Here is a 16,030-nt window from a genome sequence, read left to right as displayed (position 1 = left end):
TATCCGCTTACTTATCCGACAGGAGACCGATTATGAAACAGCCTATCCAACCGACAACCCCCAGTAAGCGTTGGCCGCTGGCCTTGCTCGCCGGTGCCATTCTCACGCTGGCCGGATTGCCGGCTGCCGAAAGTGCCAACCACCGCGAGGCGCCGTTAACGGCGCTGGACAGCAAGGCCGACATTACCGACTGGTACGCTTTCGTCAGCTATGACGATCCGAGCAAAGTGACGATGATACTCAACGTCGATCCTTTGTTGGAGCCGAGCAACGGCCCAAATTATTTTCCGTTCGATCCGGAAATACTCTACGAGATGAAAGTCGACAACGACTTCGATGCCGAAGAAGACGTCACGCTGCAATTTCGTTTTAAAACCGAAAACCGTTTGCCCGGCGTGTTCACCGGCTTCGTCGGTGCCGGCAACGGCATTTTCGCGCCGGCCAATTCGCCGGCTCCGGTGGCGCCGGGCAGTCCGCTGGTGCCGCCGGCGATCACCGCGTTGGACGGTCCCGGTTCCGAGGGCCTGGGCTTGCGCCAAAGCTACAGCGTCACCTTGATCAAAGGCAAGGGCGCCAACCGCCAGGTCATCGATCTGAGCCGGCAGCAGAAACTGTTCGCGGTGCCGTCCAACGTTGGGCCGCGCACCATGCCGAATTACACCGACCTGGCCCGGCAGGGCATCTACGATTTGGGTGGCGGCGTCCGGGTGTTTGCCGGTACGGTGGACGATCCGTTTTACATCGATCTGGGCGCGGCCTTCGATACCTTCAATTTTCGCGGCGACGCCTTCGGCTCCGGCATTCCCGGCGTGTTTTCCGACGCGCAGGCGGCCGACAACGGCAAGAACTACGCCCCGGACGACGTGGCCGGCTTCAATGTCAACTCGATTGCGATCGAACTGCCGATCGCGCTTCTGACTCAGGACGGCAAACTGCATACCGCCGGCGATGCGCTGGCCGTGATCGGTACCTATGCCACCACATCGCGGCCGCGCACCAAGGCTTATGCCGACAGGCCGGGCGGCAAACCCAAGTTGGCGAACGCCTTTACCCAGATCCAGCGCATGGGTAACCCGCTGATCAACGAATTGTTGATCGGCACCGGCGACAAAGACAAATTCAGCATGAGCGATCCGAAAAACGACGCGGCATTCGCCAATTACCTGCTCGATCCGCTGTTGGCGCGGGTGCTGAACGCCGCCTATGCCGGCGCGGTACCGATCCCGGCGCCGCCGCGGCTGGATCTGGCGCCGCTGGTGTTCTATGCCGCGCCGATTTGCCCCGGCTGTGCGGCCGGGCAGAGCGGACCCTTGGCCGACCTGTTGCGGCTGAACACCGGCATCGGCCCGACCGTCGCCGCGGCACGGCAACGCATGGGCTTTCTGGCCGGCGACAATGCCGGTTTCCCCAACGGCCGCCGGGTCTCCGACGACGTCACCGACATCGCCGCCCAGGCCGTCGCCGGAGTATTGAATCCGTCCTTCAACAGCTTTCCCAACAACCGCATCGCCGACGGCGTCAACGGCAACGACCGTATCTACCAGGAAACCTTTCCTTACGTCGCCTTCGCCAACAGCGGCCGCCAAAGCCGGCACGTCGATCCGGGCGAGGCCGGCTGCTTCAATGCCTTGACTGACTTACCCGGCAATTGCCCGGGCAACTGAGCCTTAGCTGCAACAGCGGTGGCGGCTTGGCCGCCGCCGCATCGATCCGGAGATCAATCATGGCGAATCGTTGGAGATGGCTCATTTTGTTTATCGGTTTGGCGTCGGCGCTGCCGGCCGCTTGGGCTGAAGCCTACCTGCCGGCCGACGCCGGCCAGGTGATCGAGACCTTGCCGGCGCGCGGCAGTCACTGGCTGGAACTGCGCACCTTGCGCCAGCAAGTTGCCGCCGCGCCGCAGGCCTTGCCGCCGGTGTTGCACTTGGTCAGGCGTTATATCGAGTTGGGCCGGGCCGAGGCGGATCCGCGCTATTTCGGCTACGCCGAAGCGGCGCTGCAGCCTTGGCTGCTGGGTCCAGCTGCCGATCCCGAAGTGTTGACGCTGCAAGCCACCTTGTTGCAAAACCGGCACGACTTCGCGCCGGCGCTGGCGTTGTTGGAGCGGGCCTTGGCGGTCCGGCCGCGTCTGGCGCAGGCCTGGTTGACCCGGGCGGCGATTCTGGAAGTGCAGGGCGACTATGCCGCGGCCGCCGGCAGTTGTCTGCCGTTAGCAAAAACCGCCGCAGCGCTGGTCGGCGCCGTCTGCATTAATTCGGTGTTGAGTCTGGCCGGGCAGAGCGAGACGGCCTACCGGCAGTTGCAACAGGCGTTTGAGCATGCTTCCGGGGCTGCCGCAACCGACCGGCAATGGGCTTTGGTAACGTTGGCCGAAATCGCCGAACGCCGCGGCGATGTCGCCGCCGCCGAGCGCCATTACCGGCAAGCGCTGTCTGCAGCCGAGGCTGACGGCTATCTGCTGGCCGCTTATGCCGATTTTCTGTTGGACCGGCAGCGTTACGCCGAGGTGGTCGATTTATTGGCCGACCGCAGCCGCGCCGACCCTTTGTTATTACGGCTGGCGCTGGCCGAACGCCATTTGCCGCAGCGGGATAGCAATGCCCATACCGAAGCGTTGCAGGCCCGGTTTGCCGCGTTGCGGCTGCGCGGCGACAACCGCCACCAAGCCGACGAAGCCCGCTTTCGATTGCAGCTGCGCAATGAGGCCGAGGCGGCGTTCGCATTGGCCAGAGCCAATTGGATGGTTCAACGCGAGCCGCGCGACGCCAGGATCTTGCTGGAAGCGGCGCTGGCCGCCGGCAAACCCCGGACCGAGTTGCGGCCGGTGCTGGATTTCCTGGCTGCCAGCGGTATGCAGGACAGCCGCTTGCAACCGTTGATCGCCCGTTTCGGCGAGGAGGGAGTATGAAAAACTGGGCCGTACTCTGCTTATGGCTGTGTTGCTGCGCCCCGGCCATGGCGCATAAAGCCAGCGACAGTTATTTGAGTTTGGACAGTGCCCACCGGCAAGGCCGCTGGGATATTGCCTTGCGCGACCTGGACTATGCCTTGGGCCTGGATGCGAACGGCGACGGCGCCATCACCTGGGGCGAATTGCGCGAGCTGGGCGATGCCGTGTTCGCTTATGCCTTGCAGCGTCTGACCGTCGCCAGCGCTGGCCAGCCCTGCGCGTTGCAGCCGGGGGCATTGCAGGTCGATAGCCATAGCGACGGCAACTATGCCGTGCTGAATTTTGCGCTGGCCTGCCCGGACCCGGCCGGGCCCTGGTCGGTGGATTACCGCTTGTTTTTCGATCTGGACGCTCAGCACCGCGGCCTGTTCAGTTGGGCCGGCAGCGATCAGCCGGCCGTGTTCGGGCCGGACGCGCACCGCATCGATTTCGACAGGGCTAGCCAAACCGGCATTTGGCCGGTGTTGGCCAGTTTTGCCGGCGAGGGGATGCGGCACATCCTGATCGGCTACGACCATCTGTTGTTTCTGTTGAGCTTGTTGCTGCCGGCCGGACTGGCCTGGGATCGCACCGGCTGGCGCGCCGTCGGCAGTTGGCGCACGGCGGCCTGGGACGCCGCCGCCGTGGTGACCGCATTTACGCTGGCGCATTCTTTGACCTTGAGCCTGACCGCATTGCACGTCATCGCCTTGCCGGCGCGTTGGGTGGAATCCGCCATTGCCGCATCGGTGGCGTTGGCGGCACTGAACAATATCTATCCGCTGCTGTCTCGGCGCCGGGCCTGGCTGGCATTCGGCTTCGGTTTGATTCACGGCATGGGTATCGCCAGCGTGCTGTTGGATATGGGTAGCGCACGCGGCTCGCAACTGGTCGCGCTGTTGGGTTTCAACCTTGGCGTCGAAGCCGGGCAGTTGGCGGCGGTGGCGGCGGTTTTGCCGCTGGTGGTTTATGCCGGCCGGTTTGCGGTCTATTCGCAGTCGGCGCTGCGCTGGGGCTCGGCGGCGATAGCGGCGCTGGCCTGTGTCTGGCTGGCCGAGCGCAGTCTGGAGATCAGTTTGCCGATTTTCTGAGCGGATCCCGATTCGGTGCTGAGGTGCCTGGCGGAAACGGCGCCTCGTGCATCCGAATTGGAGGTCAGCACAGACACTTCGATTTAGACCGGATAGCGTTCGAACTCTGGCAGCTCATGAATATGTTTCATCCATACGAGCCGCTCCGCCACCTGTATTTGCATTGTAGGTGCAAGGGCGTCAGGGTCGTCGAGAGTCGATGTCTGTACATCGACTAACTCCGGAAGGATCGCGGCGTTGCGGTAAAACAGGCCGCTCCCACACTCGGCGCAAAAACTGCGCATCGCGGTACCTGACGAATTGATCGTCTTTGGTTGCCCTTCTGTTACAGTCAGGGCTGACTCAGGAAACATCGCCCATGCCACCATAGGCGCCCCGGCGCTTCTCCGGCAGTCCTTGCAATGACACAAGGCGACTAGCTTGGGATCGCCTGCAAGCTGATAGCGTATCGCGCCGCATAAGCATTGGCCGTAATATTTCACAAGGACCTCCTCAATCCCGTTCTCTGTACTGTCGGGCAAAAGTATTGCACGAGTTTTAGCCGCCCAAGGTTTTATAGGCGCGAGCGGGTTGGTCATCACCGCTTTCCCCGGACGATTATTGACCCGGCCCTATTTATTACCGGTATTCAGAGCGTAGGTGGGGCGACGACAGGAACCCCAACACGACAGCCGTTCCGCCACCAACCGAGCGTGATAGCGAGACATCGCGACCAATAAAACCATCAATAACCAATAAAGGCCAAACCGGTTAAAAATGTTGGGGTTCGTACCTCACCCCAACCTACGCAAGCCCAACTTACCGAGTTTTGGCTTGCATGAAATAATCTCTTCCATTGATTTGGGCGTTTTCGCGATAGCAAAACGCCGGGTGGTTTTGAGCTACCCGCAGATGCCTAAATCTGCGGCCTCCCGACGACGACCAAACCCTTGCCCCGCTGCGCTGCCTCGGTCAGCGCGACCGGCAATAACTCTATTACCTCTCTGGTCTGCTCTAGGCTGTTGCTATCCGCTATCCAAGCATGGGCACGTGCCGTCGCCTGATCCAAGTCAAGTCCGGCATAGGTTTCTTTAACAACCCTGAGGGCGGTTGCCACTTCACTTGCCGGTATGAACAGGTTCCCGTAAATGCCGGGAAGACGACTAGCTCTCTCGTATCCCAAGGCCTGCCACAAGACTGCGGCGGGGCTACAGCGGCGAATTGAAATGAAGCGACAGCAGTTGTCTTCGGTTAGCTGACTTGCTACCTGTTCACCAAAAACTTGAAATCCCGGCAGATTGAAAGCCCAAATGAAATCCTTATACCAACCACCAAAAGCCTGCTTAACACTTGGCGGCAAACTCATGTAGCTTTGCGCTGCGGTGCATGGTTCGTTCTGAATCCACCGCCGAATTGCCAGCAGACCCGCCGCCGATGGCCCTCCGGCCGCCATTGCCGTTGCAAACGAGATTGAGACCGAGCCGACCTCTTCTTCGTCTACGAAACGCGCCAGCCACCAAAAATCGAAAGACATGACGGCTAGTTTAATGTCTGCCACAACCGGCAGTAAAACAGCGGGGCAACGAAGTCGCGCCGCTTTTTACTGTCCGAGTAGACGATCGGGTCAGACGCTATACATTGGTTTTCCTTCATTGAGGCGTAGCCATCCTTTAACAATACGGTAGATAAACCAGACAAGATCGGCAATCAGCACAAACCAGCCAACGACAATAAAGAATGTAACGAAGCCAATGATGCCCCACAACAAGCTGAACCAGAAGGTACGTATTTGCCAACGAAAATGGCTTTCCAGATATGTGCCCGCAACATCATCTTTTTTGACGTAATTCATGACGATGGCGACGATGCTCGTAATGCCAAGCAACAGCGATGCGGCGTACAGAGCGTAGATAACAGTAGTGACTGTTTTATTGGATTTATCTTTTTCAGTCTCGACTAAAGTGGGCATGCTCCCTCCTCAAAGTATTGTTATGGCAGGTTAAAAGAAGGCGCTGCCATATCGCCTAACGTAAAGCTGAAAAATAAAACCGCGCTCCGGTCAAGCGCGACACACACCTAGCACTGATGATCGCATTGCCAACACTGACCGCTACCCATTGAATAGTGCATGGCGCCACACCTTGGGCATGGTTCCGCCTCGCCTTCGGGTGTATACGGCTCCCAGCCGCATCTAAGATTTCTAATGGCTAATGCTTCTTCAAGAGACCCAACTTCTATAGTCCAGAGGTGCACCTGGCAATCAGGATCAATCTCCCCGTTTTTGAATCGCGGCGGGTCAAGGCCTTCTGCCAGACAGTTTGGCAGCGACGAGCCGTGTTTCGCCCAAGCTGAATAAATACGTTTCATGATGTCCAACCCAGAGCTAACCGGCCCGGCGCGACTTGATGGTGCAGCGTCCAGCGACCGAAAGGAGCGATGTTGAGCGGCGGGTTAGCGATCACGGCGGATTCACCATGCGCGGGCGAGCCTGTGCGGTCTTGGCCGGCTGTGCTTGCTCGCTTGAAAACGGTTCGATTCTCTATGCCAAACATTTTTTGCTGCCTCCGTCGCCGATCAACTACCCAACAATAAGGCAGCGGCTTTAACGCTAGCAAAACACATAATCCTGCGCCAGGACTGTAGGGCGTTTTCGTGATAGCAAAACGCCGGGTGGTTTCGGTTTTGGCGGATTGTCGCTAGTGCTCCGAATCCGCCTTACGGCCTTGCCAGCCGATTGGGGCATCGCCTCCCTCGAAAACGACAAACGATTTGGGGAGCGTAGGTTGGGGTGACGACAGGAACCCCAACACGACAGCCGTTCCGCCACCAACCGACCATGACAGCGAGACATCGCGACCAATAAAACCATCAATAACCAATAAAGGCGAAACCGGTTAAAAATGTTGGGGTTCGTACCTCACCCCAACCTACGCGAGCCCAACTTACCGAGTTAGACATTCCTTGAGAATTTCTCCTTTGATGCGATCTGCTTCGCTAGAAATATTGTCGCCACGCTCATTCAATGTGAATTTGTACTCAAACGCTTGAGCTGGGCCAGGAAGGGATTCTGGAAGCTGAGATACCGAAACCTTTTGGTCTCTAACCTCAATCATGAATTTTCGCTTTCCAAGCGCAGGCTCTGTCATAAGAAAGCTTTTCAAAACTTCATGCATCCATTGATCTGGTGGTAACAAGACTCTGCTATTATCGTAGGTGGGCCGTTCTTCCTCCCTCTTCTTTCGAGCGAGAGAAACCTGCTCTCTTGTGCGATCTAAATCTAACGAGGAAAGAAATTTTTCCATTTCCTCAATAGTGGAAACAGTGGCTACAACATCTTCCCGAGTTGGTTCCGCTTTTCCATGTGCTGCCAAATTTCTTAATCGGCGCGAATTGTCGAGTCGTTCTCTTAGCTCTTGAGGTAGTTCTATGCCATGTATTTCAAGGTACCGGCCAGAAACTGGCATAGATGGGCTAAATCGTTCGCCGATACCAACTTTGGCTCCAAACCTAAGAATCGCCCGCTCTAAATAGGCGATAGCAGACAGTAGCGCGCCCAGAGGATGGACCTTTCCAAGTTTCTTTAGGTTTTCTAGCTCGGAGTCGTTCGACGGCTCACGCATCTTGAGCGCAACTAGATCCTTGCTCTCGGCAAATTGGGGTAGGAGTTCGTCAAAGTCCTGACCATAGTGCTCTTTGAGCACAGTCCTAAAAAATTCTTGGGCAACGGTCATGTAAAAAATTGCTGTCAATTCATTTGGGGAGCCAAACCGATGTTGCAGCGCATTTCTCTCATCAATAAGCAGCTCTAGCTTATTGAGGTATGGAATGGTCAGCTTCTTTGCGCTAAGCGCCTCGATGCACCCATGAATAGTGATTGTTTCCTTCGGGTTCTTGTAAATTGAGTCGCCACTATCAAGGACCATATCCTTTAGCAGAAGCTCAACGGCATTCGACAGGTGAAGAATTACCAGCTTGCGGTCTAGTTCACTCGTGCCATTGAAATGAGTGATTGAGTGCCCAAGAAGCTCCATAGAGCTTTGAAATATGGGAGATTCAATAGCCATTCGTGTTCCTCACAGGATTGAGAGGCCTAACTAGCAACTAGATAGCTTCCATATAACTACGAAAAAACGGCCTTATAAAATATAAGATATTGATACTCATATAATTTTCTGTTCTGTATATCGTCAATGATGGCAGACTATGGCTGAAAACAATTCAATCGCTGTGATTGAATCACGTTAGGCGATAGACCGCAACAGATCGAAAACCCCTGATCAACACTCGGACTCTCCTTTCCCAAAGTTTGCTTGTGCAGTCAGTCTTCGCGGGATCGGCAGGCCGGTTAACGAGCTCTCCGCGCAGATGCGCCCAACCTTGAACTGCGTCGGCTTCGCGGAGAATGTGGGTTCGCGTTAACAACGGCCGCTTGTGGTTTGTAGGAGCGGGCCATGCCCGCGAGCAAACGCTTTGGGTCGCAGGCATGGCCAGCTGCTACAGGGCTTGAACCATCTGCTCTGTGCTTTAACCTAAGCACATCGGCTAGCCGGCTACCGGTTCTTCCAATGCATTGCTGAAGCGGCTGCATGCCGACGAGTTGCTGCGCGGCCCTTGCCTTGTTCCGGGCTTGTGCGCATACTGGTCTCCCGTTCCATTCGGTAAGCCAAGGAATGATACAAAGCGATAATTCTCCCCTAATCGTTAACGCCGTTGCCGGCGCCTCAATCAGTACCGTCCGCCGCCAGCAGACGCTGGAAGTGGCGATTGGCGGCGACTGGGTGCTGGACGCGCCGGTGCCGCCGCTGGAGCCGGTGTTGATGCAAATTGAATCCGATACCGCACTGAAGAGCCTGGTTTTTGCCACGGCCGGCCTCGGTCGCTGGGACAGCATGCTGGTCACCGAAGTGGTCAAACTGCTCGATTGCGCCAATCGCTGCGGTGTCGCGGTCGATAAAACCACATTGCCGTTGCCGATCCAAAACCTGCTGGCGCTGGCCGCCGCGGTGCCGGAACGGATCGACGCCCACCGCCAGCAACAATCGGTCTCGTGGCATGAGGCCATGCATGCGGCCTGGCTCGGCGCGCTACGCGAAAGCCGGGCTATGTTGTTGTTTGTCGGCGAAATGGCGTTAAGCACGCTGGCGACCGTGCGCGGCCAGGCCCACTTCCGCCGCGAGGACTTGTGGTTGTACGTGCAGGAATGCGGGCCGTCGGCTTTGCCTATCGTCACCTTGATCAGCTTGCTGGTCGGGCTGATTCTGGCCTTCGTCGGCGCCGTGCAGCTTTCGTTGTTCGGCGCCCAAATCTACATCGCCAATCTGGTCAGCCTGGGCATGACCCGGGAAATGGGCGGCCTGATGACGGCGATCATCATGTCCGGCCGCACCGGCGCCGCCTATGCCGCGCAGCTTGGAACGATGCACGTCAATAGCGAGATCGACGCTTTGCGCACGATGAATCTGGACCCGATGGCGTTTCTGGTGTTGCCGCGGATGTTGGCCTTGATTCTGATCATGCCGCTGCTGTGCTTGTACGCCGATTTGATGGGCATCATCGGCGGCGGCCTGGTGACCGTCAATTTCTTCGACGTCTCATTGACCGAGTATGTGGATCGCACCGCCAGCGCCGTAAAAATGAAGGACTTCACCATCGGCTTTGTCAAATGCGGGGTGTTCGGCATCCTGATCGCGCTGTCCGGCTGTATGCGCGGCATGCAGTGCGGCCGTAGCGCCTCGGCGGTCGGCGAGGCCGGGACTTCGGCTGTAGTCACCGCCATCGTTTTCATCGTCGTGGCCGATTCGGTGATGACGATCATTTGCAACCGGCTCGGGATCTAGCCATGGCCGAAGCTTGCATCACGGTCAAAGACCTGACCATGACCTACGGCGATTTCGTGATTCAGCGCGACCTGAATTTCACGATCAACCGCGGCGACGTGTTCGTGGTGATGGGCGGCAACGGCTGCGGCAAGACCACGTTGTTGCGGCACATGATCGGCTTGAAGGCGCCGGCCCAGGGCGATGTGTATTACGGCGAGCAGGGCTTGTGGCAAGCCGATCCGAATACCCGCGAGCGGATACTATCCCGCACCGGCGTGCTGTTTCAAAGCGGGGCGCTGTTGAGTTCGATGACCTTGGCCGAGAATGTCGCCTTGCCGATCACCGAAGCCACCACGCTACCACCGAAGAAGGTTCGGGAAATCGTATCCTACAAACTGGCCTTGGTCGGCTTGGCCGGCTTCGAGGATTATTATCCGTCCGAGTTGAGCGGCGGCATGCAAAAGCGCGCCGGCCTGGCGCGGGCCATGGCGATGGATCCGGAAATTCTGTTTTTCGACGAGCCGTCTGCGGGGCTGGACCCGATCACCGCCAAGCTGCTGGACGATTTGATTTTGAGTTTGAGCAACGCGCTGTCGGCGACCATCGTCGTCGTCACCCACGATCTGGATAGCATTTTCGCCATCGGCAATAATTCGGTATTTCTGGACGCCGAGACCCACACCATGATTGCCGGCGGCCCGCCGCGCCAGCTCTTGGAACAATCCACCGATCCGAGTATCGTCCGCTTCCTGACCCGCGGCGAGCAGGACGGCCGCCACGGCAGCAAACATTTGATAGGGAGCGATAGGTGAGTAAACAAGCCAATCCTTTGGCAATCGGGATATTTCTGGTCGGCGCTTTGACGCTGCTGGTGGTCGCGTTGATGGTGTTCGGCGGCGGCCAGTTTTTCAAGGAAAAGAACCGCTTCGTGATTTATTTCGATTCGGCCCTGAACGGCCTCAATGTCGGCGCCCCGGTCAAGTTGCAGGGGGTCAATATCGGCAACGTCAGCGAAATTTCGCTGGTGATGGATGAAGCCACCGGCCGGGTGTTCAAACCGGTGGTGATTGAAATCGACCCGGCCTTGCTGCGCGACGTTTCCGGGCTGCAGAGCGGCGCGCACACCGATAAGCAACACCGCCAGGCCGCGCAAAAACTGATCGACCTGGGGTTGAAAGGCCGTTTGGAAACCCAGAGCCTGCTGACCGGCTTGCTGTATGTAGACCTGAATTTTCATGCCGACAAGCCGATGAATCTGGTCAAGCTGGACTACAAAAATCTGCCGGAATTGCCCAGCGTACCGACCACGGTCGACGAAATCCGCAATACCGCCGACGAAATCATCAACCGCGCCAAACAGTTGCCGTTGGAAGAAACCTTGAAAAACCTGTCCGAAACCTTGATCGAGATGCGGACGTTGCTGCAATCGGACGATACCCGCAAATCGATGGCGGCCTTGGCCAAATCGCTGCAGGAAACCCAGAAATTGATGACAACCTTAAATAGCCAGACCGGACCGTTGCTGACCAACGCCAACGGCGCGTTGAGCGATACCCGCACCACCTTGCAGGAATTGAACAAGCAGTTGTTGCCGGTGCTGAAGGCCGTCGAAACCAGTTTGAATACGGCCACCCAGTTGATGCAATCCTCGCAGGGTACGCTGGCTGCGGTCGAGGCGATGGCAGCGCCGGACGCGCCGTTAAGTCAGGCGATGCAGGAAATGCGCAACGCCGCCCGCGCCTTGAAAGACCTGGGCGAATCGTTGGAGCGGCAGCCGAATGCAATCATTTACGGCAAATAGACGGAGGCAGAAGCGATGATCGGCAGGCGATGGATTTACCCGGCGCTGGCGGCCGCGGCGATTGCGGGACTGGCCGCTTGCGGCAGTGCGCCGTTACAGTTTTACATGCTGACGGCCGATAGCGGCGCATCGAGCGAATCCGGCCCGGCGCTGGCGCCGGGAACGGTGATCGGCCTGGGGCCGATCCGCTTGCCGGCCTATCTGGACCGGCCGCAATTGGTCACGGCGTTGAGCGATCACCAGTACCGGCTGGACGAACACAACCGCTGGGCGGAACGGCTGGACGAAAATATCGCCCGGACCTTGAGTCAGACTTTGGCCATCCGGCTCGGCGTCGAGCAAGTGGTGCGCTACCCATGGCCGGCGCGGCAGCGGCTGGACTATCAACTTGGCTTCGACATTCTGGAATTGCACCAGACCGCCGCCGGACGCAGCGTACTGTCCGCACAGTGGCAATTGAAGCAGGGCGAGCGGAATCTGGCCGGCAAGCGCTTCGAATGCAGCGAGACGGCGGCAGGCGGCGCCGAAGCCATTGTCGCCGCACAGAGCACCTGTTTGAGCCGCTTTGCCGGCGAATTGGCCGCTGCCGTGCGCGCCGTGGCGGCGACGCGTTAGCCGTTATAGACATCGTTGTTTGTAACCGTCATTCCGGCAGGAATTCATGTCAGGCTGTCCTGCCTGACAGGGTAATGTAAATCTGTTCCAGACCGATTTGTGCCGGAGCCAACCGCGAAGCGACTCCAGGCTGCAAGGGCTCGAAGTTGCCGTCGATGGCACTGGATGCCGGCGTCCTGCGGGCATGACGGCACTTGTGTGGAATGATGAGCTTTAGCCGCCGCGACATCGCTGCCGGCAGCCTTGTAAATCGGGCCGGCTGGCCAAATCCTGGTCGACCCCGCTTTGTGTCGGTTTTGGTGCGCTCTTGGTCCGAGTTGGTGCGAGCTTGCGAGGCCAATGCTGGGTTGGCTTGGTAGGCCGCCAAGCAATTGGCAGTATTACGAGGGTTGGCATTAATTCTGCTTCACATCTGGCCGGTGCAATGTGGCACCAATTCCCCTTCAACAACGGCGTTGAAAAGCGGCTCGCGATTTGCGGGCGGCCCCCGCTATTCGCCATTGTTCCCACCTTGAAGTCTCAGGTCCTGCAATCGGCGCATAACGGCGTCAGTTGTCGGGGACGGAGGCTTGTGCGATCAGGCTCCATAACATCCATCCGGGCATTTGCCTTGTTACGTCCGGGTTTTGCGTACCTAATCCAATTCAAAGGTGAATTATGTCTTATCTGATTCCAGCGGAATTTGTCACGAAAATGGTCGATGCCGGCGAATCCAAAGTCTTCATGTCGACCCGGGATACTTTGATCCGGGCTTACATGGCCGGCGCGATCCTGGCCTTGGCCGCGGTATTCGCGGTATCGATTACCGTGCAGACCGGTTCGCCGATCTTCGGTGCGATTTTGTTCCCGGTCGGTTTTAGCATGCTGTATTTGTTGGGTTTCGATCTGTTGACCGGCGTGTTTGTATTGGCACCACTGGCCTGGCTGGACAAGCGGCCTGGAGTCACGCCGAGCGGCATTTTACGCAACTGGGGTTTGGTCTTTGTCGGCAACTTTTTGGGTGCGCTGACTGTTGCGGTAATGATGTCGATTGTTTTCACCTACGGCTTCTCGGTACCGCCGGATGCGGTCGGCCAAAAGCTGGCCGGCATCGGCGAGGCCAGAACCTTGGGCTATGCCAAATACGGCATGGCCGGCTGGTTTACCATTTTCATCCGCGGCATGCTTTGCAACTGGATGGTGTCGACCGGCGTGGTCGGGGCGATGATTTCCACCTCGGTTAGCGGCAAAGTCATTGCGATGTGGATGCCGATCATGCTGTTCTTCGGCATGACTTTCGAGCATTCGGTAGTCAACATGTTTCTGTTTCCGTCCGGGTTGATCATGGGCGGCAATTTCTCGATTATGGACTATTTCGTCTGGAACGAAATTCCGACCGTGCTGGGTAACCTGGTCGGCGGTCTGGCATTCACCGGCCTGACCTTGTATTCCACTCACGTCAGAACCGCGCCGAAACGCGCTGCTAACTAAGCCGGCTCCGGCCCGCCTGCGGCGGGCCATTCATCCCGCATTTATTAGACAAGGAGAACGCAATATGAACCGTAACGAAGTCACCGAATTGGTTATCGCCCAAAAACTGCGCAAACAACTGAGCTGGCCGCAACTGGCCGAGGCCATCGGCATGAGCAAAGAATGGACCACCGCGGCGCTGTTGGGACAAATGACTCTGAACGCCGAACAAGCCGCGACGATAGGGGCATTATTGGAATTACCGGCGGAAGCGATAGAGCAGCTGCAAGTGGTGCCTTACAAAGGCTCTCTGCCGAGTGCGGTACCGACCGATCCGCTGATTTACCGCTTCTACGAGCTGGTCAACGTTTACGGCACCACGTTCAAGGCGCTGATCCACGAGGAATTCGGCGACGGCATTATGAGCGCGATCGACTTCAGCATGGATTTGCAGCGCGAGCCGGACCCGAAAGGCGACCGGGTCAGGATTGTCATGAGCGGTAAGTTTTTGCCGTACAAGAGCTACTGATTCGCAGCCGGAGCCTACATGTCCGGACGACTGGCCGTCAGCGTCGGCCAATATTCCGACCGCGGCCGCAAGCCGCTGAACCAGGATTGCCACGGCGTTTACGTTGCCAAAGAGCCGCAATTGAGCGCAAAAGGCATCGCATTCGCCGTGGCTGACGGTATCAGCAGCAGCGACGTCAGCCATATTGCCAGTCAGGCCGCGGTAACCGGGTTTTTGTTGGACTATTACTGCACTTCCGAGGCTTGGTCGGTAAAGAAATCGGCGCAAAAAGTCTTGTTTGCGACCAATTCCTGGCTTTACGCGCAAACCCGCCACAGCCGCTATTGCTATGACAAGGATCGCGGTTACGTCTGCACTTTCAGCGCTGTGGTCATCAAATCGGCCACGGCCCATATTTTTCATGTCGGCGACGCCCGGATCTATCGCTGCCGCGGCGGCGAATGGGAGCAACTGACCAACGACCACCGCTTGTGGGTCTCGCCGGAAACCAGCTATTTGAGCCGGGCGCTCGGAATCGACAGCCATCTGGAACTCGATTACCGGGCGGAAACGCTGGAAAACGGCGATCTATTCCTGTTGGCTACCGACGGCGTCTACGAATTCACCGGTGTCAAGTTGTTCGATCAGCACATCGCCGCCGCCGGCAGCGATCTCGACGTCGCCGCCAAAGCGCTGGCCGAGGCTGCGCTTGCCGCCGGCAGCGGCGACAACCTGACCGTGCAAATCGTCCGCGTCGAGCAATTGCCGCAGCCTTCAGCCGACGAAGTATTGCCGGCCTTGGCCGAGTTGCCGCTGCCGCCGCAGTTGCGCGAGCGGATGGAATTCGATGGCTACACGGTACTACGCGAGCTGCACGTCAGCAGCCGCAGCCACGTCCATCTGGCGTTCGATAACGATAGCTGCACCCAGGTGGTGCTGAAGACGCCGTCGATCGACTTGCGCCAAGATCCTGCCTATCTGGAGCGGTTTCTGATGGAAGATTGGATTGCGCGCCGGATTGACAGCCCTTACGTGCTAAAACCGTGCCCGCCGACCCGCAAACGCAATTTTCTTTACGTCGCGACCGAATTCGTCGACGGCCGTACTTTGGCGCAGTGGATGCTGGACCACCCGCAACCGGCGCTGGAAGCGGTGCGCGCCATCGTCGAACAGATCGGCAAGGGCTTGCGCGCGTTTCACCGCCTGGAAATGCTGCACCAGGACCTGCGGCCGCAGAACGTCATGATCGACCATGCCGGCGGCGTCAAAATCATCGATTTCGGTTCGGTGCGGGTGGCCGGCGTCGCCGAACTTTTGCCGGAACAGGCCGGGCTTAACATTCTCGGTACGGCCCAATATACGGCGCCGGAATATTTTCTGGGCGAGCAGGGCACGCCGCGTTCGGACTTGTTTTCCTTGGCCGCGATTACCTACCAGATGTTGAGCGGCCGCTTGCCCTACGGTGCCGAAGTCGCCAAATGCCGCAGCCGGCAGGCGCAATCCAAATTGCGTTACGACGACCTGCATTACGCTCAACCGCAGATTCCGGTGTGGGTCGACGATGCGCTGCGCAAGGCTTTGCATCCCGATCCTGCCCAGCGTTACGCCGACATCGCCGAATTCGTTCACGATCTGCGCCAACCCAACCAGGCGTTTTTACGACGGGTGCGGCCGCCGCTGATCGAACGCAACCCGCTTGCATTCTGGAAAGGGTTGGCGTTGCTGTTGGCGCTGCTGGTTTTCGGCTTAAGCTTGGCGCTGCACAAAGCCACCCACTCACACGCGGCATTGGCCGGCCCGGTATCGCCGGCAGCGGCCGCACGATAGTTTCATTCACTC

Annotated in this window: 14 protein-coding genes; 10 read left to right on the top strand and 4 right to left on the bottom strand. The window is 58.2% G+C overall.

Annotated elements, in window-relative coordinates; translation table 11 throughout:
- Positions 1–32: 32 nt before the first annotated feature.
- The 3 genes from C2U68_RS09815 to C2U68_RS09805 are packed head-to-tail and all read left to right on the top strand — an operon-like array spanning position 33 to position 4,020.
- Positions 33–1,664: a DUF4331 domain-containing protein gene (locus C2U68_RS09815; protein ID WP_140912309.1), complete on the top strand. Its 1,632-nt coding sequence runs from the start codon at positions 33–35 to the stop codon at positions 1,662–1,664.
- Positions 1,665–1,723: 59 nt separating this feature from the next.
- Positions 1,724–2,908, top strand: coding sequence for a hypothetical protein (locus tag C2U68_RS09810; RefSeq protein WP_140912308.1), 1,185 nt, complete (start codon positions 1,724–1,726; stop codon positions 2,906–2,908).
- Positions 2,905–4,020: a HupE/UreJ family protein gene (locus tag C2U68_RS09805; protein WP_140912307.1), complete on the top strand. Its 1,116-nt coding sequence runs from the start codon at positions 2,905–2,907 to the stop codon at positions 4,018–4,020. The genes C2U68_RS09810 and C2U68_RS09805 overlap by 4 nt, the downstream gene beginning before the upstream one ends.
- An 83-nt stretch (positions 4,021–4,103) precedes the next feature.
- Here C2U68_RS09805 and C2U68_RS09800 read toward each other — a convergent pair whose 3' ends face one another.
- The 4 genes from C2U68_RS09800 to C2U68_RS09785 form a co-directional block, all read right to left on the bottom strand.
- Positions 4,104–4,598 carry a GFA family protein gene (locus tag C2U68_RS09800; RefSeq protein ID WP_140912306.1) on the bottom strand — a complete coding sequence of 165 codons (495 nt, stop codon included), beginning with the start codon at positions 4,596–4,598 and terminating at the stop codon, positions 4,104–4,106.
- Positions 4,599–4,915: 317 nt separating this feature from the next.
- Complete coding sequence (locus tag C2U68_RS09795; RefSeq protein WP_140912305.1) at positions 4,916–5,533, bottom strand: hypothetical protein; 618 nt, start codon at positions 5,531–5,533, stop codon at positions 4,916–4,918.
- A gap of 90 nt (positions 5,534–5,623) precedes the next feature.
- Positions 5,624–5,968 (bottom strand): DUF4870 family protein, encoded by a 345-nt coding sequence (locus tag C2U68_RS09790; protein ID WP_140912304.1) that lies wholly within the window; start codon positions 5,966–5,968, stop codon positions 5,624–5,626.
- Between the two features lie 973 nt (positions 5,969–6,941).
- The gene (locus C2U68_RS09785; RefSeq protein ID WP_186289562.1) at positions 6,942–8,063 is read right to left on the bottom strand and encodes a hypothetical protein; all 1,122 of its coding nucleotides are present in this window, start codon (positions 8,061–8,063) and stop codon (positions 6,942–6,944) included.
- 606 nt (positions 8,064–8,669) lie between these two features.
- On the opposite strand from C2U68_RS09785, the gene C2U68_RS09780 reads away from it, so the two are divergent.
- The 7 genes from C2U68_RS09780 (at position 8,670) to C2U68_RS09750 (ending at position 16,018) form a co-directional block, all read left to right on the top strand.
- Positions 8,670–9,836 carry an MlaE family ABC transporter permease gene (locus C2U68_RS09780; protein WP_140912303.1) on the top strand — a complete coding sequence of 389 codons (1,167 nt, stop codon included), beginning with the start codon at positions 8,670–8,672 and terminating at the stop codon, positions 9,834–9,836.
- Between the two features lie 2 nt (positions 9,837–9,838).
- Entirely contained in the window at positions 9,839–10,630 is a 792-nt protein-coding gene (locus C2U68_RS09775; protein ID WP_140912302.1) for an ABC transporter ATP-binding protein, read from the top strand.
- Positions 10,627–11,619: an MlaD family protein gene (locus C2U68_RS09770; protein ID WP_140912301.1), complete on the top strand. Its 993-nt coding sequence runs from the start codon at positions 10,627–10,629 to the stop codon at positions 11,617–11,619. The genes C2U68_RS09775 and C2U68_RS09770 overlap by 4 nt, the downstream gene beginning before the upstream one ends.
- A 15-nt stretch (positions 11,620–11,634) precedes the next feature.
- Positions 11,635–12,234 (top strand): membrane integrity-associated transporter subunit PqiC, encoded by a 600-nt coding sequence (locus C2U68_RS09765; protein WP_140912300.1) that lies wholly within the window; start codon positions 11,635–11,637, stop codon positions 12,232–12,234.
- 657 nt (positions 12,235–12,891) lie between these two features.
- Positions 12,892–13,704 carry a formate/nitrite transporter family protein gene (locus tag C2U68_RS09760; protein ID WP_140912299.1) on the top strand — a complete coding sequence of 271 codons (813 nt, stop codon included), beginning with the start codon at positions 12,892–12,894 and terminating at the stop codon, positions 13,702–13,704.
- Between the two features lie 64 nt (positions 13,705–13,768).
- Complete coding sequence (cynS, locus tag C2U68_RS09755) at positions 13,769–14,212, top strand: cyanase (protein WP_140912298.1); 444 nt, start codon at positions 13,769–13,771, stop codon at positions 14,210–14,212.
- Positions 14,213–14,230: 18 nt separating this feature from the next.
- Positions 14,231–16,018: a bifunctional protein-serine/threonine kinase/phosphatase gene (locus tag C2U68_RS09750; protein WP_140912297.1), complete on the top strand. Its 1,788-nt coding sequence runs from the start codon at positions 14,231–14,233 to the stop codon at positions 16,016–16,018.
- Positions 16,019–16,030: the final 12 nt, after the last annotated feature.

The organism is Methylomonas koyamae (assembly GCF_006483455.1).
GTDB lineage: Bacteria > Pseudomonadota > Gammaproteobacteria > Methylococcales > Methylomonadaceae > Methylomonas > Methylomonas koyamae_B.
Note: the sequence above shows the minus strand (reverse complement) of the source record. Positions and strands in the feature narration are given on the sequence as shown.